At 44.8% G+C, this 19,193-nt stretch carries 21 protein-coding genes and 1 other RNA gene; 12 read left to right on the top strand and 10 right to left on the bottom strand.

The window, feature by feature from the left end; all coding sequences use genetic code 11:
• Positions 1 to 150 precede the first annotated feature (150 nt).
• The 5 genes from L2717_RS09690 (at position 151) to L2717_RS09670 (ending at position 4,778) form a co-directional block, all read left to right on the top strand.
• A complete protein-coding gene (locus tag L2717_RS09690) occupies positions 151 to 1,371 on the top strand; it encodes a threonine/serine exporter family protein (RefSeq protein WP_076500798.1) in 1,221 nt (406 codons plus the stop codon).
• A 181-nt stretch (positions 1,372 to 1,552) separates the two neighbouring features.
• Positions 1,553 to 3,190, top strand: coding sequence for a BamA/TamA family outer membrane protein (locus L2717_RS09685; RefSeq protein ID WP_220774101.1), 1,638 nt, complete (start codon positions 1,553 to 1,555; stop codon positions 3,188 to 3,190).
• A gap of 497 nt (positions 3,191 to 3,687) precedes the next feature.
• Entirely contained in the window at positions 3,688 to 4,017 is a 330-nt protein-coding gene (locus L2717_RS09680; RefSeq protein WP_220774100.1) for a DUF883 C-terminal domain-containing protein, read from the top strand.
• Between the two features lie 9 nt (positions 4,018 to 4,026).
• Positions 4,027 to 4,527, top strand: a complete 501-nt coding sequence (locus tag L2717_RS09675; RefSeq protein ID WP_220774099.1) for a hypothetical protein — start codon at positions 4,027 to 4,029, stop codon at positions 4,525 to 4,527.
• 2 nt (positions 4,528 to 4,529) lie between these two features.
• Complete coding sequence (locus L2717_RS09670) at positions 4,530 to 4,778, top strand: hypothetical protein (RefSeq protein WP_220774098.1); 249 nt, start codon at positions 4,530 to 4,532, stop codon at positions 4,776 to 4,778.
• Between the two features lie 228 nt (positions 4,779 to 5,006).
• Here L2717_RS09670 and rnpB read toward each other — a convergent pair.
• Positions 5,007 to 5,358, bottom strand: an RNA gene (gene rnpB, locus L2717_RS09665) — RNase P RNA component class A.
• Positions 5,359 to 5,423: 65 nt separating this feature from the next.
• Entirely contained in the window at positions 5,424 to 6,266 is an 843-nt protein-coding gene (gene rsmI / locus L2717_RS09660; protein WP_220773310.1) for a 16S rRNA (cytidine(1402)-2'-O)-methyltransferase, read from the bottom strand.
• An 87-nt stretch (positions 6,267 to 6,353) separates the two neighbouring features.
• On the opposite strand from rsmI, the gene L2717_RS09655 reads away from it, so the two are divergent.
• The 4 genes from L2717_RS09655 to dolP all read left to right on the top strand — a co-directional run bounded on the left by L2717_RS09655 (position 6,354) and on the right by dolP (position 9,850).
• Positions 6,354 to 8,261: a penicillin-binding protein activator gene (locus tag L2717_RS09655; RefSeq protein WP_220773309.1), complete on the top strand. Its 1,908-nt coding sequence runs from the start codon at positions 6,354 to 6,356 to the stop codon at positions 8,259 to 8,261.
• Positions 8,258 to 8,584: a YraN family protein gene (locus tag L2717_RS09650; RefSeq protein WP_220773308.1), complete on the top strand. Its 327-nt coding sequence runs from the start codon at positions 8,258 to 8,260 to the stop codon at positions 8,582 to 8,584. Before L2717_RS09655 ends, L2717_RS09650 begins: the two co-directional genes overlap by 4 nt.
• A gap of 109 nt (positions 8,585 to 8,693) precedes the next feature.
• Positions 8,694 to 9,287, top strand: coding sequence for a phosphoheptose isomerase (locus tag L2717_RS09645; RefSeq protein ID WP_220773307.1), 594 nt, complete (start codon positions 8,694 to 8,696; stop codon positions 9,285 to 9,287).
• Positions 9,284 to 9,850 (top strand): division/outer membrane stress-associated lipid-binding lipoprotein, encoded by a 567-nt coding sequence (gene dolP, locus L2717_RS09640; protein WP_220773306.1) that lies wholly within the window; start codon positions 9,284 to 9,286, stop codon positions 9,848 to 9,850. Before L2717_RS09645 ends, dolP begins: the two co-directional genes overlap by 4 nt.
• 76 nt (positions 9,851 to 9,926) lie before the next feature.
• Here the strand turns inward: dolP and L2717_RS09635 are convergent, their stop codons facing one another.
• Entirely contained in the window at positions 9,927 to 10,832 is a 906-nt protein-coding gene (locus L2717_RS09635) for a DMT family transporter (RefSeq protein WP_220773305.1), read from the bottom strand.
• Between the two features lie 120 nt (positions 10,833 to 10,952).
• Between L2717_RS09635 and L2717_RS09630 the strand changes: the two genes are divergently transcribed.
• Positions 10,953 to 11,825, top strand: a complete 873-nt coding sequence (locus tag L2717_RS09630) for a LysR substrate-binding domain-containing protein (RefSeq protein WP_220773304.1) — start codon at positions 10,953 to 10,955, stop codon at positions 11,823 to 11,825.
• A gap of 56 nt (positions 11,826 to 11,881) precedes the next feature.
• Here the strand turns inward: L2717_RS09630 and trpS are convergent, their stop codons facing one another.
• The 3 genes from trpS to rpe all read right to left on the bottom strand — a co-directional run bounded on the left by trpS (position 11,882) and on the right by rpe (position 14,310).
• Entirely contained in the window at positions 11,882 to 12,880 is a 999-nt protein-coding gene (gene trpS, locus L2717_RS09625; protein ID WP_220773303.1) for a tryptophan--tRNA ligase, read from the bottom strand.
• A 72-nt stretch (positions 12,881 to 12,952) separates the two neighbouring features.
• A complete protein-coding gene (locus tag L2717_RS09620) occupies positions 12,953 to 13,633 on the bottom strand; it encodes a phosphoglycolate phosphatase (protein WP_220773302.1) in 681 nt (226 codons plus the stop codon).
• A 2-nt stretch (positions 13,634 to 13,635) separates the two neighbouring features.
• Complete coding sequence (gene rpe, locus L2717_RS09615) at positions 13,636 to 14,310, bottom strand: ribulose-phosphate 3-epimerase (RefSeq protein ID WP_076500824.1); 675 nt, start codon at positions 14,308 to 14,310, stop codon at positions 13,636 to 13,638.
• Between the two features lie 270 nt (positions 14,311 to 14,580).
• Between rpe and L2717_RS09610 the strand changes: the two genes are divergently transcribed.
• On the top strand, positions 14,581 to 14,946 hold the full coding sequence (locus L2717_RS09610; protein WP_220773301.1) for a hypothetical protein: 366 nt from the start codon (positions 14,581 to 14,583) through the stop codon (positions 14,944 to 14,946).
• Positions 14,946 to 15,131, top strand: coding sequence for a DUF2970 domain-containing protein (locus tag L2717_RS09605; protein WP_220773300.1), 186 nt, complete (start codon positions 14,946 to 14,948; stop codon positions 15,129 to 15,131). Before L2717_RS09610 ends, L2717_RS09605 begins: the two co-directional genes overlap by 1 nt.
• Before the next feature lie 17 nt (positions 15,132 to 15,148).
• Here the strand turns inward: L2717_RS09605 and L2717_RS09600 are convergent, their stop codons facing one another.
• Genes L2717_RS09600 through aroK form a run of 4 tightly spaced genes read right to left on the bottom strand, consistent with a single transcriptional unit; the run spans position 15,149 to position 19,095 of the window.
• Complete coding sequence (locus tag L2717_RS09600; protein ID WP_220773299.1) at positions 15,149 to 15,988, bottom strand: Dam family site-specific DNA-(adenine-N6)-methyltransferase; 840 nt, start codon at positions 15,986 to 15,988, stop codon at positions 15,149 to 15,151.
• A gap of 48 nt (positions 15,989 to 16,036) precedes the next feature.
• A complete protein-coding gene (locus L2717_RS09595) occupies positions 16,037 to 17,476 on the bottom strand; it encodes an AAA family ATPase (RefSeq protein ID WP_220773298.1) in 1,440 nt (479 codons plus the stop codon).
• 18 nt (positions 17,477 to 17,494) lie between these two features.
• Entirely contained in the window at positions 17,495 to 18,571 is a 1,077-nt protein-coding gene (gene aroB / locus L2717_RS09590) for a 3-dehydroquinate synthase (protein WP_220773311.1), read from the bottom strand.
• Between the two features lie 8 nt (positions 18,572 to 18,579).
• Positions 18,580 to 19,095 (bottom strand): shikimate kinase AroK, encoded by a 516-nt coding sequence (gene aroK, locus L2717_RS09585; protein ID WP_076500830.1) that lies wholly within the window; start codon positions 19,093 to 19,095, stop codon positions 18,580 to 18,582.
• Positions 19,096 to 19,193: the final 98 nt, after the last annotated feature.

Genomic DNA, 19,193 nt, shown 5'->3' with positions numbered 1-19,193 from the left:
CTCCCTGTATCAAAAAACTGACTATAGCCCGAGCGGTAAAAATTCAGTAATTTATTTATATTTTCGTTAAAAGGCATTAACCTTTTAACGAAAATATCGGTTAATATGCGCGCGTCATCCCCGACAACTTTTATACAGTGAATACCCCGATTGGATAACGACGAGTTTATCGAAAAACGTAGATTTATCATAAAGCTAGGCAAGGCTTTACATAAATTTGGCACACCCGCCTATCGGCTAGAAACCCATTTACAAACCGTCGCCCGCACCTTAGGTATCGAAGGCTATTTTTTGATTTCGCCCACTTCGATGACTTTTGTATTGCAACACGATACCGATCAAGAATACAACCATGCGGCTCGAGTCAAACCTGGCGAGCTCGATCTCGGCTCACTCGCCCGCACCGACGAATTAGTTGATGAATTAACATCAGGAAAACGCACCTTAGCCGAAGCCTTAGATCGCCTCGAAGAAATTGCCAACAAGCCTAATCCCTATGGCCCAGTATTAACCTGTTTTTCTTTTGGTACGGCAGCCGCGGCCTTTGCCATGTTGATGGGCACTGGCTGGAACGATGTGTTTTGGTCAGGACTGTTAGGTTTGTTGGTTTATGGCTTGGTATACCGCGCCGAGCGTTCAGCGCGTATGGCCGAGGTACTCGAACCCTTTGCAACTATTCTTTGTGCCGTTGCCGCCTGTGGTATAGCGCGAATCGATCCCAATATTAATATCCCAGTAGTGATCCTCTCCTCCATCATTATTTTTATTCCTGGCTTAGCGTTAACGCTAGGCTTAGCCGAACTCGCAGCCCGAGATTTAATTTCAGGAACTGCGCGCATTATGGATGCGACAATGCAGTTATTTAAGCTGTACTTCGGTGCCGTGCTCGGCATGGCAATCGGTATCGCCGCATTTGGTGAAGCGATTCATACAGAACCAGAAGGCTTGCCACGTTGGGCGATTTGGTCAGCAGTGCCCATTTTATCTATGGCATTAGTGTTTATCTTCAAGGCGCGGATGCAAGATTCGCCTTGGGGTGTATTAGCGGGAATTGTTGCGTTTTTCTCGGCCATGCTGGGTGGACATTATTTTGGTGATTCTGTGGGGATTTTTTTCGGTGCTTTAGCCGTAGGGATTTACTCCAACCTCTTTGCCCGCTGGATGAAAGCACCCGCCTCCATTGCACTGCTGCAAGGCATCGTCATCTTAGTGCCTGGCAGTAAAACCTATATTGGACTCAATGCGTTGATCTCTGGTGAGACCATGCTGAATCAATCACACATAGGATCGCAAATTTTCCTGATTTTTATGTCACTCATTGCAGGACTCATCTTTGCTAATGTCGCCGTACCACCTAGACGAACCTTGTAACAAGTTTGAATATAGCGGCAGCGTACTACCCTGCAACATTCTTAAGCTAACATTAAGTAAAATAAGAAACTTCTTTTACTATTTCCTTGACGAGCAGCCCGTTTCCGTGTGTTATTAAATTGTAAATTGCAGCGTAAAATTATTTTTACTGCAGTCGTCAATTTCATCGGAGTGGCCTTTTATGCAGAAATTCGTCCAGTATGCATGCATCCTACCTTGCTGCATTAGCAGCTGCCTCAATGTTGCCCAAGCAGAAGATGTTAAAGCTGAACATAAGGTTAAAGAAACCAAAAAAATCAGCAAGATAGTAGTGGTTAACAACCCCATTTTTGATGAATCCGCTCCGGATGCTTTTTTTATCCACCGCTGGGCTAACGCCTTACATATTAATACTAAAGAATATGTGGTCCTCGATAATCTGACGTTTAACGAAGCTGATAGTATTAGCCAAAAAGATCTCGACGAATCCCAGCGACTCCTCCGCGCGGTGCCCTACATTCGCGATGCCAAGGTTTATGTTGCCGAAAAAGATCCCGAAGCCGATACCGATCCAGCACTTGAATCTGTTGTCGTCGAAACTTGGGATAACTGGTCCTTACTCCCGACTGCAAGCTTAAGTAGCTCAGGCGGCGACACCCGCTATTCTTTTGGCGTTAAAGAAGACAACTTGTTTGGAACAGGTATCCGCACCCGCCTCAAATACCAATCTAATGAATCCCGTAATGGTTATGCCTTTGCCTTTGAAGCCCCGATCAGCATTATCGAACACGGTATCCTTGCGGCCGAGTTTTATGATAATAGCGACGGCCAAGCCAAACACGTTTATGTCAGTAAGCCATTCTATTCACTTAATACTAATACCATGTATTCAGCAGAGTTTTTAGATGAGAACCGTATAGATACGCTGAGACAAAATGGGGAGGATGTGAATGAATTCGAGCACACCATTGATTACCTCAATCTACAATATGGCTGGTTAATAAATAAGAACAGTGAACATCTTTCTCGCTTTATTACTGGCGTGACTCAAGATAAACACGAATTCGTCAACACTGAACTCTATCCTACATCAATGCTCCCCCCAAATAGGGACTTTATGTATCCTTGGGTCGGCTACGAGTTTATTCAAGATGATTTCTATGTACTCAATAACGTACATCTCATTACAAATAATGAGGACTTTAATCTAGGCTGGCACCACTACGTACAACTCGGCTTAGAAACCAATGACGTAGACGACAACAGCCCTATTGGCTACCACGTTAAATGGCAAAGTGCTGGCGGTTATAAGTTTGATAATCAGCTATGGCTATTAGAAATGGGCGGTACAAGTACCATCGCTACCAGCCAAAAAGACACTTACACAGTGGATATTCAAGCTGAATATTTCTATCAAATTCATCCTAAGTGGACGGCTTATGGTAAAGCTTGGGCTCGCCTTTCACAGAACACTTATCTGGATCTCACCGAAGGACTAGGGGATGAAACTGGCGTGCGCGGTTACCCCAACGAATATCAACAAGGGGATAATCAATGGTTGCTCACCGCAGAGATACGCAATTACCCCAATATTAATTTATACCAACTGGCTGAACTCGGCTGGGCAGTATTTACCGATTTGGGCCAAGCCTCTGGTGGTCAACTCGCCGATAATAACGAAGTCAGCGGCCCTCTGGGTAGCATAGGCATTGGTGCGCGGATTTACTCCTCACGCTCTAGCTATGGCAACGTTGCGCATATTGATTTCTCAGTCCCTTACACTGGCGGCGATGCAACCAATAGCTGGGAATGGCGATTCTTAGTAAAGCAAAGTTTTTAAGTATTAACGCGCCCAGCCTTAATCATGCCGATAAAAACTGCCTAACTAACAACTAAAACATTAATTTTAAAGCATTAAATTAACTGTAAATAAAAGCACTGCATTAGCACACTATGCCAGAGGCACGACCGATTCACTTAAATTAATAAAGCAAAACATTGCTGACATTTTTCACGATAAATGGTGATCACAGACGAGATATTGAAACTGACCCAATGTATAAGCATGCCTTAAGCAAAAACTTGAGTATGTTGTCGCCATGTCTTAGTTACAGTACAAAGTACAACCATGATTGATGACGTCCTTCACTTATCATTCGATAGGTAAAAATTACTCAAAATAGGTAACTTCTACAGCAACAGGGCTACACCCCTTAAGAGAAATCCAGATTAAGCAACTGTTTTATAACACTTATACTATATGGCACATCGATTGCTACCATAGTATTAAGTACAGTATGTTGCTGTATTTTGCAGTGTTTTCCAAGGAGGCTCCCTATGGCCAGCTCAAAAAGTACAACAGATAACGCTAACACTACTGCCACTGTAGATTCACTCGTTGCTGCCCCCGTTACAGCAAAAGCGGCTGAGGCAACTCATCATGCCGTTGATGCTGTAGCAGTAAAAGCCGCCGCCGCTGAAGATACATTACGGAAAACAGCCGCTAGTTCGCAAGAAACCCTTGCCCACAAGCAAGAAGAAGTCAAACAGCAGCTGCACGACTCATACAGTAAAACACGTGAGTTTGCCGTACAAAACCCACTCGCCACTGCGGGGATCGCGTTTGCAGCGGGTGCACTGTTCACGGCTTTACTACGTCGTCGCTAAGGTAACGTTATGCAGAGCCGTGAAAGTTCTGACGCTCCTGCGCAAAAACCAACTCAACCTGTTTATACGGGTACGGGGCAGGCTGCACCTATGCAGTCGCCCCCAAATAGCGCGGTAGAGCAAGCTATAGAACAGCTGTCATTGATAGCTGCGCTGGGTCATTCAGCAAAGCAAAACTATATTAATCAGTTAATGCTGGTTGAGAAAATAGCTAGCGCAGAATGGCAGCTAACTGGGCGCAGCCTAATTATTGCTGCGGCGTTAGTGGTTTGCTTTGGCGCTGGTATAATCCTATTTTGGGGTAGTATTTTATTAGTACTAGGTTATTTGCTATTTCAACTGAGCCACTCAGTGTTGATTACCGCATCTACTTTAGTGATATTGCAATTTATTCTATTGTTTTGGTGCTGGCGCAGTCTTAGTTATGTGCTTTCACAAGCCGGTTTTTCAAATACTTGGCAACAGATACGCCTTTTGTTCTTTAACGGCACAACAAGAACAGGAAACTAAACATGCTAATTCAACGATTACTGAAAAAAAAGCAGGTAAGACTCGCTGAACTAACGGAGCAAAGCCGAATTCAAAATGAACAATTACAGGTAAATAGCCAATTATTGGCGCAACATATTCGTATTTTTATGGGATCAACGCCTGGCTTAATGATGAGTTTCGGTCTTGGTTGCTTATTTCAACTGCGCCATAACAGTACCGTCAAATTAGTGCGTAGTCTGTTTGGTTTGCGATGGATAACCAAACTCTAACTATCTAACAAAATAAGTATTTAACAAAATATTTTAGAAAGGCTTCGGGTGAAGCGAGTGAAGTAACTCAGTATTAAAATGAGTATGTAGCAAAGCATAAATACAAACTGTATGACTGTAACGATAGAGATGAACAACAGGCTTGAGTGAAACGGCTAAGATATGGATAAACATTTAAATAATAAAAAGCCCGTTTGTCTTTAAAGACAAACGGGCTTTTTATTGAATGAGGTGAGTTGGCCGATAAGCCGGGTCCTGTCTAGGACAGTCATTCATCTAGGCCTGCAATCGCTCACAGGCTCAAGCGACCTACCCGGTTCCAACGCGAGCCACGCCATACGGAACCCTATTTGGTCTTGCTCCGGGTGGAGTTTACCTTGCTACGAACTATTGCTAGCCGCACGGTGCGCTCTTACCGCACCCTTTCACCCTTACCGACCTGATAAATCAGGCAGGCGGTCTACTCTCTGTTGCACTTGTCGTCGGTTCGCACCGCCCAGGCGTTACCTGGCACCCCGCTCTTTGGAGCCCGGACTTTCCTCCCCGTTCTATTGAACGCGGCGACTGTCTGGCCAACTCGGCGCGGATTATAGCCTAAGCTACCCTGATGCACCACAGATAATCCGCTCGCAGTAGTTTTAGCGCTTATAAATCAGACTCTAGGCCGTATTTATACAATGCATTCTTTTTAAGCCCATGAATTTGCGCTGCAATTGCAGCAGCTTTCTTCAGCGGCAATTCTTCGCACAAGAGTTTAAGCGTATTAATCGCCACAGTGGGGATACCTTCGTCATCACTCACATGGTGACCATGCACCATCAGCACGATTTCGCCCTTTTGCTGGTTAGGATCTGTGCTCACTTTAGCGAGCACCTCAGAAACGGGGCCAGATAAAAAAGTTTCAAAGGTTTTAGTCACTTCACGCGCCATCACGACATGACGATCAGCGCCCAGCACTTCAACCATAGTCGTTAAGCTATGTTCGATGCGGTGTGGTGACTCATAAAAAATCAGCGTGCGCGGATCTTCTTTTAATGCCAATAACTTATCGGCGCGAGCTTTTTCTTTTGATGGTAGAAATCCTTCAAAAGTAAAACGGTCCGATGGCAAACCAGAGGCACTTAAGGCGGTAATCGCCGCGCAAGGGCCCGGCAAAGGGATCACATTAAAGCCTGATTGACGCACATGGGAGACTAAATGGTACCCAGGATCGGAAATCAACGGCGTACCTGCATCTGAAATCAGGGCTATCGATTGACCCGCAGCTAATTGGTCCACTATCCATTGGGCACGTGCGCGCTCGTTATGATCATGCAACGCTGTAGTTTTTGTGGTAATTCCGAAATGACTCAATAACTTACCACTGTGGCGGGTATCTTCACAGGCGATTAATGAAACCTGATTCAGCACCTCTATTGCCCGTGAGCTCATATCGCCCAAATTACCTATGGGAGTAGGAACTATGTAGAGTGCGACACTTTGGTCCATATATACCTCTGTAATGACATGCCAAGACTTTCGTCAAGCGCGAGAGAAGGTTAAACTAGAGGCCGCATCTTACCAGAGTGAAGCCCAGTGTTAAAAAGCCTGAATACAACTAAGTTCGTTTCCGTGGCCATTTTATCGGTAATCTTGGCGGGTTGTGGTGTTTCATCGCCCAATCCCACTGGAACGACCGCGACGGTTGCGACCTCATTAGCAGCCGCACCCTTGGCGGCAAATGTCTATTTAGCCCAAGCGGCTAATAGTAAGGATCCGCAGCAACGCGATACTAACTTGCTGCAGGCGGCTCATGCCTATATTAATGCCAATGACTACGCTGCGGCGCAAAAGCTACTTAAATCAATACAGCCAAGCTTAACGCAAAGCCCAACACTACTGGCCGAACATAAATACTTAACGGCGCGTGCGCTTGAACACACCTCGACTTATAGTGATGCGCTTAAAATGCTCAATTACCCGAGCAATTGGAGCTTACCCAGCTGGCAGATGGCGGCTTATCATCAGTTCAAAGCTCATTTATATCAATTGAACAAACAACCAATTGAGCAAGTACGCGAGTTGAGTTTACTGGCCACTTACTTACCCCCAGCCCAAGCCAACGAAGTAAATAACACCATTTGGCAAGTGCTGCAGCCGATGCACGAACAAACGCTAAAGGCCTTTACCCAAGATGCTAAAAACCCTGTATTTACCGGTTGGTTACAACTGGCTTATATCGCTAAGCATTATGCCGTTGATCCTTCTCAATTAGTGCGCTACTTGGGCGAATGGCAGAAGCAAAATCCTTATCATCCTGCCGCTGCCAAATTACCCGCTGATTTGGACAGAGCCTTAAATGCTAAGCCGTTTACACCGAAAAACATTGCAGTGCTGTTACCGCTCACAGGCACAAGAGCTAATGCTGCCAATGCAATACGTCAAGGTATACTCGCCAGCTACATGGCTAAACAAAACGATCATGTGGCCGTTAACTTTTTTGATACCGCCGACGATGCCGCCAAAGCCTATCAGCAAGCCGTAGCTGCGGGAGCCGAGTTTATTATTGGTCCATTACTACCCACTGAAATTGAACAACTGCAAGTAATGAATGCAGCGAACACTGCCACCACTAATGCAGCGGCCAATACAGCTAATGCTACCAACCCAGAAAAAATAGCCAATACCGTTGCAGTCGTCCAATCGGTGCCACAATTATTTTTAAATCAAGTTGATAAGTTTACACCGGACCCAAATAAGTTTTACTTTGCACTATCCCCCGCACAAGAGGCGGCCGATGCAGCGGAACATTTATATCAAGACGGCGTCACTATGCCATTACTGCTCGCCAGCAATGATGCACTGGGCAAGCGTATGGCCGAGAGCTTTATTCAAGCGTGGAAAAAGAAAAGCGACAATGCTGTCGAAGTCTATTACTACGATGGCGGCGACCAAATGAAAACCACAGTGCAAGATGCCCTCGGTGTACGAGATAGCCAAGCACGTATTGCTCGTATCAAAGAGCTGGTAGGTAATTCTGTGCAAGCAGACTTCCGCTCGCGCCAAGATATCGATGCCATTTATATGATTTCAACCCCGCAGGACCTTACCTTACTAAAGGCTTTTATTGACGTTAACTTCAGCGTGTTCACTCAACCTGTACCGCTATATACGTCAAGCCGCAGTCGAGTTGAGAATGAAAGTACCCAAACTGCGCAAGATTTAAATAACTTAACCTTAAGTGATGCCCCGTGGTTGATGCAAGACGGTGAAGAAAACCTAATGGTCAAGACCTTATTTCCTAGCTGGAATAACAGCCAGAAGCGTTTGTTTGTAATGGGTTATGATGCAATGGACTTGATCGGCCGCTTAGCACAAATGCGCTCTTTCACCGGTTACCAATACAATGGCCGTAGTGGCGCGTTATCGGTGAGCTCCGATGGCATAGTTAACCGTCAATTAAGCTGGGGACGTTACCAAGCAGGCAGCTTCCGCCAGTTATGACACTCGGACAGCAGGCAGAGTCGCGCGCGCAACATTACCTTGAACAACAGGGTTTAACGTTTGTAGAACGCAATGTCCGCTATCCGTTTGGCGAAATTGATCTCATCATGCGCCATAAGAATCATTGGGTATTTGTCGAAGTGAAGTATCGCTCGGCAAATTTGTATGGCGGCGCATTACAAGCACTAAGCCGCGCACAAATCACCCGAATTCGTAAAGCGGCCAGCCATTATTTACAACTCCATCGGCTCGATGTGCCCTGTCGTTTCGATGTTATAGCGATAGAGACTGAGCAAATTCATTGGCTGATTGATGCTTTTTAAGCACCAAAAGCCAAAGAGTGATAATACAAATTATTTTTAACGTCTGTGCCTCAACTCCCGCGCGGAAATATGGCATGATAGCAACACTTTATCCTGAAAGGATTTATCCATGTTAGAACGCATTAAAGACAGCTTTACTGAATCTATCCAGACAAAAATCGATGCAGCCGAAGCACTGCCAGAATCTATCGCCAAAGCGGCAGAGATGATGGTGCACTGTCTTTTGGGTGGCCATAAAATCCTCGCATGTGGTAACGGTGGTAGTGCTGGAGATGCGCAACACTTCTCTGCTGAGCTACTCAACCGCTACGAGATTGAGCGTCCACCCTTACCGGCTATCGCCCTGTCTACCGACACGTCGACCATTACTGCCATCGCCAACGACTATAGCTATGATGAGATTTTCTCAAAACAAATCTTAGCCTTAGGTCAACCGGGTGACATTCTGCTGGCAATTTCTACCAGCGGCAACTCAGGTAACATCATCAAAGCCATGGAAGCAGCATTAAGCCGCGACATGACTATTGTTGCGCTAACGGGTAAAGATGGTGGCGCGATGGCAGGTCTGTTGAGTGTGGGTGATGTAGAAATCCGCGTGCCTTCGAACGTCACAGCACGTATTCAAGAAGTGCACTTACTGGTTATCCACTGCCTATGTGACAATATTGACCGTACACTCTTCCCACAGGACGAGCAGCAATGAGACACTCTGCCCCACTGTTAATAGTTTGCTTGCTGCTACAAGGTTGCGCCGGTGCTGTTATGGTGGGCGCAGTGAGTGGCGCTATGATGGCCAACGACGAACGTACAGTTAAGACTCAGCTCGATGATACTAATACTGATTTTAGGATCACTAGTGCATTACTAGAACAAGAAGATCTTAAAAAACAAACCAATATCACTGGGGTGTCAGTCAATGGTAATGTGCTGCTGATAGGCCAAGCGCCTAACTCTACGTTAAGAGATAAAGCTGTTAGGGTCGTACAAGATCTAAAACTAGGCGGTAAAATCCATAATCAGATCCGTATCGGCAATCCAACATCATTTACCACGCGCAGCAACGACACTTGGGTTACGACCAAAGTGAAAGGCCGCATGCTAAATGAAAAGGGATTAGATGTTACGCGGATTAAAGTCATCACTGAAAACGGTGAAGTTTTCTTGCTGGGTGTTATTCATCGTTCGCAAGCAGACTTAGCCGTTGATATCGCCCGTAATACCGCTGGTGTACGTAAAGTGGTTAAAGTATTTGAATACGCAGAGTGATTGAATAACTTGATACTTTTAAACTTAAGCCTAAGTGGTGAGCTTGCTCACGTACTTAGGCTCAATGCACTAATCATCATTTTAGCGTAACCGTATCTGCCACTTTAGGTACCGAGGTTAATACTTTAGGCGTCGATTTTAGAAATAGTGAACCTAGCCAAGGTAAAAATAACGAAGGCAATACAATTAAAGCCGCGCCGAGCCAACTTAAGTTATCCAACCATTCATCAAATAACAGCCAGCCTAAAAACACAATAAATAATAAACCCGTATATTCTGCAATAGCGATATCGCTGGCCTGTGCCTTACGATAAGCTAATACGCAAAACCAATGGTATATTAATAAAAAAACATTACTCAGCAAAGCCACGCCCACCAGCTCCCAACTTAAACCCGCAACGCCTTGAAATGCCACAATCAGTAATGTTGCCGGAATACCCAGCAAGTTATACAGCATTAGTGTTAATACGGGATGCTCGGTATGAGGAACCTTTTTTAGGGCTAACTGATTCACCGCAAAAGTAAAAGCAGAAAATAGTACCGCAACGCCATACCAGTTCATTTCGCTCGGACGCAGGATAATCAAAATACCCACAAAACCTAAGCCAGTACAGATAGTTTGTGCGGCAGTGATCCGCTCTCTCAGGAAAAAATACCCCATCAAGATGATCATTAAAGGTGCCGAGTAAAATAAAGAACTCACGGTTGCTAACGGTAAAGCCATTAAACCCATAATTAAAAAAAGCGCACCAACTGAGCCTATGTTGGCACGCCAAAGGTGAACTGAAATATGTGTCGTCATCGGCCGCTGTGAATATAGCCACACAGGTAACAACATAAACACTGAAGAAATTTGCCTAACCAGGAGGAAAGTTGAGGCACTGGCATCACTCGGCAACCACTTGATCGATACGTCATAGAAGGCACTAAATAGATTACCTACTATCAATAAAATTAAACCGATCACTACTGGGCGCTGCATTATTTAATATCCATAAATCTCAATGGCCGCATGATAAAGCCCACAAGACTTAAGCTGAAGTGATGCTTTCTCATGCTAGATGAACTATATTCATACTAAGGTCTTTAGGTATTGAAAATAATGAGAAAGCTCCCACCATTGCGCGCTTTACAAGTGTTTGAGGCCGCCGCCAGACAGCAGCATTTTTCTAAAGCTGCCGATGAGTTATGCATTACTCAAAGCGCCGTTTCGCACCAAGTACGAGTATTAGAAGAATATTTTGGCGAACAACTGTTCAACCGTCAGGGACGCAGGCTCCAGCTAACCCCTAAGGGACACGGATTATTTCTAGAGTTAGAACGGATATTCAATGAATTAAGCGACCTTAATTTTAAGGTTGCCGATACGCACAATCAACAGCTCTGCCTAGCCGTTTATAGCTCATTCTCGGTGAAATGGCTGATCCCACGACTGGCCGATTTTCGTCGCCAATATCCGAGCGTGAAAATCCGCCTCGAAATGATTACCCAAGATCCGGACCTCAGCACCAGCACGGCAGATATCTTTATCGCCGGTAAACTTAATCAACGCGGTTATTGGCAACAGTTACTGCATAAAGAACGATTAATTCCTGTGTGCAGCCCAAGCTTTTACCTTAAATGGCGTGACATTAATCTGAATAATTTTCAGCAGCAAGCCCTGCTCGTTGTCGATGAAGGGCCGTTAGGGCTCGACTGGCACAAATGGTCATCGGCGCACCAGATCCCACTTGATAATGAACAACAACATGTGTTTAGCCATATTGTGATGGCAATTGAAGCGGCGATTGCAGGTCAAGGCTTAGCCCTAGCGCCAGATTTTATGGTGACTGGCGATATCGCCACCGGACGTTTAGTCGCCTTAAATCTCCCCGATGTACATACCGGATTTGAATTTACTTTCTTTTGTAAACAGCGCCGTTTATCGGAACCTGCAATTGCGGCCTTTTCCTCTTGGCTTAAATCACAGGCTTAAGGGAATTTTGAGTATAAAAAAGCCGACGCAGACGTCGGCTAAATAATTGATATAAACTAAATCAATAAACCAATTTTTTCATAAACCTTTTTCAGTGTCACTTCAGCGCGTGCTTGAGCATTTTCAGCACCCGCCCTCATCACTTGGTCTAAGTAAGCTCCGTCGCTACGAATAGCGCGGTAACGCTCTTGCAGTGGCTCTAACATGCTCACAACCGCTTCGCCCGCGGCGCCTTTCAAATGACCATACATCTTGCCTTCAAATTCGGCTTCTAAACTTGGAATACTCTGGCCAGTGACACCCGACATTAAACTGAGCAGGTTAGATACTCCTGGCTTATTGTCCATATCAAAACGTACTACTGGCGGCTCTTCGCTGTCAGTCATGGCTTTTTTCAGCTTCTTCAGCACAGATTTAGGATCTTCCAGCAAGCCGATAACGTTGTTACGGTTCTCGTCTGACTTCGACATCTTTTTCAGCGGCTCCTGCAGTGACATCACTTTAGCGCCATGCTCTGGAATAAATGGCTCAGGGATAGTGAAAGTATCACCATAGGCATTATTGAAACGGGTGGCGATATCGCGGGTTAACTCAAGATGTTGCTTTTGATCTTGGCCTACGGGGATTTCGTTGGCTTGATAAAGCAAAATATCTGCCGCCATCAGTACCGGATAGTCAAACAACCCCACATTAATGTTGCTTGCGTGCTTTTGTGATTTATCTTTAAATTGAGTCATACGGCTCAACTCACCCATTTGGGTGTAACAGTTTAATGCCCAAGCTAATTGAGTGTGTTGCGGCACCTGTGACTGAATAAATACTGTGCTTTTTTTAGGGTCAACTCCACAGGCCAAATAGAGGGCTAAGGTATCTAAACACGCCTCGCGCAATACTTTAGGATCTTGGCGCACGGTAATGGCATGTAAGTCGACCACACAATACAGACAGTCATGACTATCTTGCATCGCAACCCATTGACGCAATGCACCCATGTAGTTACCTATGGTTAATTCGCCGGACGGCTGCGCACCGCTAAATACTATGGGTTTGGTCATTACGTCGTTGCTCCACTATTTTATAAATGATAAAGAAAAAGGCTTTAAAAAAGACTAAAAACGGGTCAACACTTATTGCTTGGTAGGATTTACCCAATTCAAAATGTCGCTAAACTGCTCACATACGGCGTCTGGGCCACTGAGCCCAATATCTTCACCGTAGTTATAGCCATAGGTCAAGCCGATTGATGCTATCCCCGCCGCTTTCGCCGCTAAAATATCATTTTTAGAGTCGCCTACCATCAATAACTGACTTTTCTCTAATTGCCATTCACGTAATACATGCTGTAGCGGCAAAGGATCTGGTTTCATTTTAGCGAGCGTATCGCCACCTAACACTAAACTGAAAAAGTCGTTAATACCAAAGGCATTAAGTAACGGCAAGGTAAAACGGTAGGGCTTGTTCGTCACCACCGCCAGCTTATAACCAGCATCGAACAAAGTTTGTAGTACTGAGTGGACATCAGCATAAAGCGCACTATACTTTTCAAGATTTTCTTGGTAATGATGCATAAAAGTTGGCATCGCAGCATCGAGAGCTACTTGCTTAACATCGGTTCCCAACGCATGGGTCATGGCACGGCGCATTAACATTTCGGCGCCGTTACCCACCCATGTCCGTACCTGAGTTTCTGTGCAACTACTTAACCCCAACTCAGCCAAAGCGGCTTGAGTTGCCATAGCAAGATCGGGCACGCTGTCAATCAACGTACCATCAAGATCAAACGCAATCGCTTTAATTTGATCCCACATATTTACGCCCCAACTTTAGCAAGTTCAGCGCGCATTTCATCTACTACGGTTTTGTAATCAGGCTGACTAAAAATAGCCGAACCCGCGACAAACATATCAGCACCTGCGGCAGCAATTTCAGCAATGTTATCAACTTTAACGCCGCCATCGACTTCTAAGCGAATATCAAAACCACTGGCATCGATACGCGCCCGCACTTGACGTAATTTATCTAACGTTGATGGGATAAAGGATTGCCCACCAAAACCAGGATTGACTGACATCAACAAAATAACATCAAGCTTATCCATCACATGATCGAGGTAATGTAGCGGAGTAGCAGGATTAAACACCAGACCCGCTTTACAACCACACTCTTTAATTAACTGTAAAGTACGATCAACATGTTCTGAGGCTTCTGGATGAAAAGTAATAATAGAGGCACCGGCTTTAGCAAAATCGGGCACGATACGGTCAACCGGTTTCACCATTAAATGCACATCGATATCAGCGGTAATACCGTAATTACGTAACGCTTGGCACACCATAGGGCCAATCGTTAAGTTAGGAACATAGTGGTTATCCATCACATCAAAATGCACTACGTCGGTTCCCGCATCTAACACGGCTTTTACATCATCACCTAAACGGGCAAAATCGGCAGATAAAATCGATGGAGCAATCAAGAATGGACGCATAAGACACTCGCAGCTATTTGGATAAAAAGTTCCTTATTTTACCCTGAGCTAAGCTAAGCCTCTATAGCTAAGGCCACATTTCGAGTAATTGATGCGTTATATCAATACAGCAGCACATTCTGCCACTATGACAGCAGTTAGGGATCTCAATGAGGATATATAGGCTAATGCTTCATAGCATTTGGGAGAGTATTGCTAAATTTTTGTTCATAAACTAAGCGAGTTTGTTATACTCGTGGCGCGGTGGAAGTTAATTTGAAAGGAAATGCTATGAAGGGGCAGTTTAGTCAGTTTTTACGCTATGTTAAGTCAGTGACATTTAAGTCATCGATGATGGTAGCCTTTACTGTAGCCGTCGTCGCTACGTTAGCCTTTGGTGTTGAAAAAATTACTGAAAATACTGAAACTGCATCTTGCGCTTGCAATTTTGGTACGCGCTATAATACAACTTTACCCAGTAGTCACCCCAATAATCGTTGTTCAGATCAGGCACAAACCTTAAGCTGGAAAACGTGGTTTACGGGTAAAAACCGTTCGAGTCAATTCCACTTTGTTGATTTACTTGAGTTATTATATGGTCATCAAGATAAACCTATGGATGATCTCAAGCCCACCACCTCGCATCTTTCCTATTAATGCTTAGCCGTATTTGGCGAGTATTTCACAGTACCCTTGCCGCCTTTTTCGGGGTGCAAACTCACAATAATCGCCAGAAAGATTTTCAAGCTGGGTCACCAATACCTTACATTATTATGGGTATTATATTGGCAGTTATTTTAGTCGCAAGCCTAATGTTCCTCGTAGGACAAGTACTTAGCTAACGGTTAATCGACAGTAGTTATTCTTCTTTAGCATCGTAATTTTCATCATACAACGCCATCAACTCATCTACTTTATGACGACCACTGCCATTTTGACTGATATTGCGCTGCACCTGAATTTTAGCTAAATGAGCACCGCGATATAACTCACGGGTCAATGGAATATCATGGTTGCTGATCAATACCGGAATACCACGCTCTAGGGCGGTATGACGAGAATGACGCGCCAGCAATGCTTGATCATCTAAGCTAAAACCCGCGCCGACATAAGTCGTAAAACTGGATGTGGTCGATAATGGCGCATAAGGTGGATCGCAATAAACGACATCACCGCTACGGGTCTGTTCAAAGGCTTTTTCGTAACCAATGCATTTAAACTCAGCACGTTGCGCTTTTTCAGCAAAAGCCCAAATTTCCTTTTCAGGAAAATAAGGTTTTTTATAGGAACCGAAGGGTACGTTGAAGCCGCCTTTACGGTTATAGCGACATAAACCATTAAAGCCATGACGATTTAAATAGAGGAAATACACGGAGCGCAAAAATGGATCACGACATTGATTAAAGTCGGTACGCACTTGATAGTAAGCTTCCTTTTGATTCATCGCATCCACAAACAAAGCCTTAGCTGCGGCAATGTAAACGTCTGGTTGATGCTTCACAATTTGGTATAGCTCGATCAAGTCCTGATTAATGTCACAGAGTAGGTAGCTAGGGTAATCCGTATTTAAGAAAACCGACCCAGCGCCCACAAATGGCTCAACCAAACGGTCTCCAGCGGGTAAATAATTGGCCAACTCATCCACCAATTTAAATTTACCGCCCGCCCACTTAAGGAAGGCTCTGTGTTTTTTTCTCATTTAACTTGATGAATGCCGACAAAAATAAAGGCCATGATTGTACTCTGTTTATTCTGAAATTTCACGACTTGGAAGGCTTTCTTGTAATCGATAATCTTTCAAATCGGCCCATTTTCGGACCCAAGGCTGATCAAGACGATACTTTTTAACCAGCTGAGCAGCCACATTCGACGCTAACTTACTGCTGCTATAATTACCCACAAGGACAACCCAACGTTGTTTATATTTTGCAATTCGAACGCCATCAACATTTTCAATACCCTGTAATGTGGCGCGCAAAGTTTCAAGCTGATCAACACTGGCAATCTGTATGGTGTAACCTTTAAGTGGCTTTTGCGTATCAAAAATAGCTTTAGCTATCGGTCTGTCAGCCTTTGCAGCACTTGTAGTTGAAGACTGCACATCAACCATTCTTGCTTGCGATGAGGCATCAATAACCAGCTTATCTTCAGTAAAAGACTTGCTACTCACTTCACCTATGTTCGCTAAGGCAGCGGCATCAGGCTCTGGATGTGGCGCTTCACCGTGGAACTGGCTTAGAGGGTCTACAGCTTGTTCTATTTTGACTTCGGCGCTATTGATAACCTTCTCAATATCAACCGTCTTTAGTCGCTCAGCACGCAGGGTAAAATAGGGCGCTAACAATTGCTGCCCGTAAGATAAGAAAGCGGGTGAATCTATTGCGGGGAAAGTCACCGCTTCTAGCGCTGGCCCCTTAGGGAAGGGCTGAACCACACCAAGCCATATCGCAAGAGCCAATAACACACTCACTGCGGCAATAACTGTAGTCTTATATTTCTTCCAGGAAGACACCTTCTCCGGTGGAGTATGCAACGCTTTCTCTAAAAGAGTGACCACTTCTTGCGGCGTCCCAGCTTGCTTTTCAAGCTGACTGCGTACGATTTCCCTTGGAGTAAAAGGATTTTGGTCGCTGCACCTGAGCAAAGTTTGATACAAAGCCTCACGCTCAGGCATGGTTAACGGCTCAATACTGATTGGTAATATTTGGCGCCGTAATTGCTCGGGTAGTTGTGCTAGCAAGTCGGTTAAAAAACTCGGTGGAACCGTAAGCGTCACCGCAATATTCTTACCCGCACACTGAATTTGATTAAGAATAATACACTCAGCCCACAGGGCCTTAGGCAATAAATGCGCATCATCGATAATGATATGTAAGGGTTTAGTTTGCGTGCTCGCAAGCCGCAACAGGGTATCGGCAAGGGGAATGTCATCGTCAAAAATGGGGGATGATATCAGCTGGACCAGAATTTTACGGCGGATCTCAGCGCTATCCGCATGCATAGGACAAATCACAAATGCCGCGTTTGACTCGTCAAAATCAGTCGCTAATCCTGTAACTAAAGTGGTTTTACCTGAACCGCTGACACCAGAAAGCACCAGCAGCTGATCGCTATAACTGGCAACATGATGCATTCTTTGTATGAGGGCTTCCTGAGAAGGAAGCAAGACAGAACCCTGAAACGTCACTCGCCCACCACACAGTTTTTATGCGCTGCGAATAACCTGTTCAAGGGTAGATTCTGTGACATGACTAAAAACATCCGCGCGGCCTATTGCCGTAGGGAGCACCAGTCGAATCTGACCGCCTAAAACTTTTTTATCGCGTCGCATATGTTGAATGAAACTGTCGAAATCCATAGATTCCGGTGCACTCACTGGAAGATCAAAAGCTTGTAGTAACTTTATGATACGACAAACAATTGACTCATCGATATATCCCAGTGCCTTAGCTGTTTGAGCAGCAAGGACTGTGCCAGCAGACACGGCTTCACCATGCAACCAATTACCGTAGCCCATTTCTGCTTCAATCGCATGACCAAAGGTATGGCCCAGATTCAATAAAGCACGTACTCCCTGCTCTGTTTCATCTTGGCTAACCACATCGGCTTTAATTTCACAGCAACGAGAAATAGCATAAATTAATACTTCGGTATCTAACGCTTTTAGTGCCGATACATTATCTTCAAGCCATTGAAAAAAATCAGCATCCCACATGATCCCATACTTAATGACTTCTGCCATTCCCGCCGCGAATTCACGCGCTGGTAACGTATGTAAGCATTGAATATCGATAAGCACGATTTGTGGCTGATAAAAAGCCCCAATCATGTTTTTACCAAGAGGATGATTAACCGCCGTTTTACCGCCGACGGAAGAATCCACCTGCGACAATAAGGTTGTTGGTATTTGAATAAAATCGATCCCACGCTGATAACATGCCGCAGCAAAGCCAGTCATATCACCAATCACGCCGCCACCCAAAGCCACCAGCACAGAATCTCGACCATAGTTTTGCTGCAGCAATGCAGTAAAAATAGTATCTAAATGTGCTAAGTCTTTGAATTGTTCGCCATCGGGAAGGATTACACTCTCTACCTCACCAAACGAAACCATCGTCTCTTGTATCTGTTTTAGATACAAAGGCGCGACAGTTTCATTGGTGACGATAAGAATACGTTTTTTAAGCAGATAGCGAGACAAGGTCTCGCCATCACTCATCAAATTCTGGCCAATATAAATGGGATAACTACGTACACCTAAATCAACCTGAATTTGCTTCATCATCCTGCCTAAAAACCTAATTGCTCAATGATTTGGTTAGCGACAATCTTTGCACTTTGATCATCGGTTTTGACAATCACATCAGCAATTTCTTCGTACAATGGATTACGGATCTCTGCAAGATTCTCCAACACTTCTCGAGGATCATCCACTTGCAATAATGGGCGTCGCTTGTCTCTTTGAGTACGAGCAACCTGTTTGTCGATAGTCGTTTCCAGATAAACCACAATGCCACGTGCAGACAGATGATTACGGATATCTTTGCTTTGTACTGAACCACCACCGGTGGCAAGGACAATACCTTGTTTTTCAGACAAATCAGCAATAACCTGAGCTTCACGAACACGGAAGCCTTCTTCACCTTCGACGTCAAACACCCAAGCAATATCAGCGCCTGTGCGTTGTTCAATCTCTTGATCTGAATCGTGGAATTCTAAATGCAGCATTTGCGCCAGATGGCGACCAATTGTGCTTTTACCTGCGCCCATAGGGCCTACCAGAAAAATATTACGTTTTTCAGCCATTTCTTGTACGTCGGAATCTTATTGAAAAGTATGCCTATATCGACTCAATATCAAGCCGACCTATATGTTACCTTGCTCTTCTGAGACTAGACCGTGGA

It is taken from the genome of Shewanella glacialipiscicola (genome assembly GCF_023283485.1).
Lineage (GTDB): Bacteria > Pseudomonadota > Gammaproteobacteria > Enterobacterales > Shewanellaceae > Shewanella > Shewanella glacialipiscicola.
The sequence above is the reverse complement of the archived record's forward strand: the minus strand, read 5'-3'. Positions and strand labels throughout refer to the sequence as shown.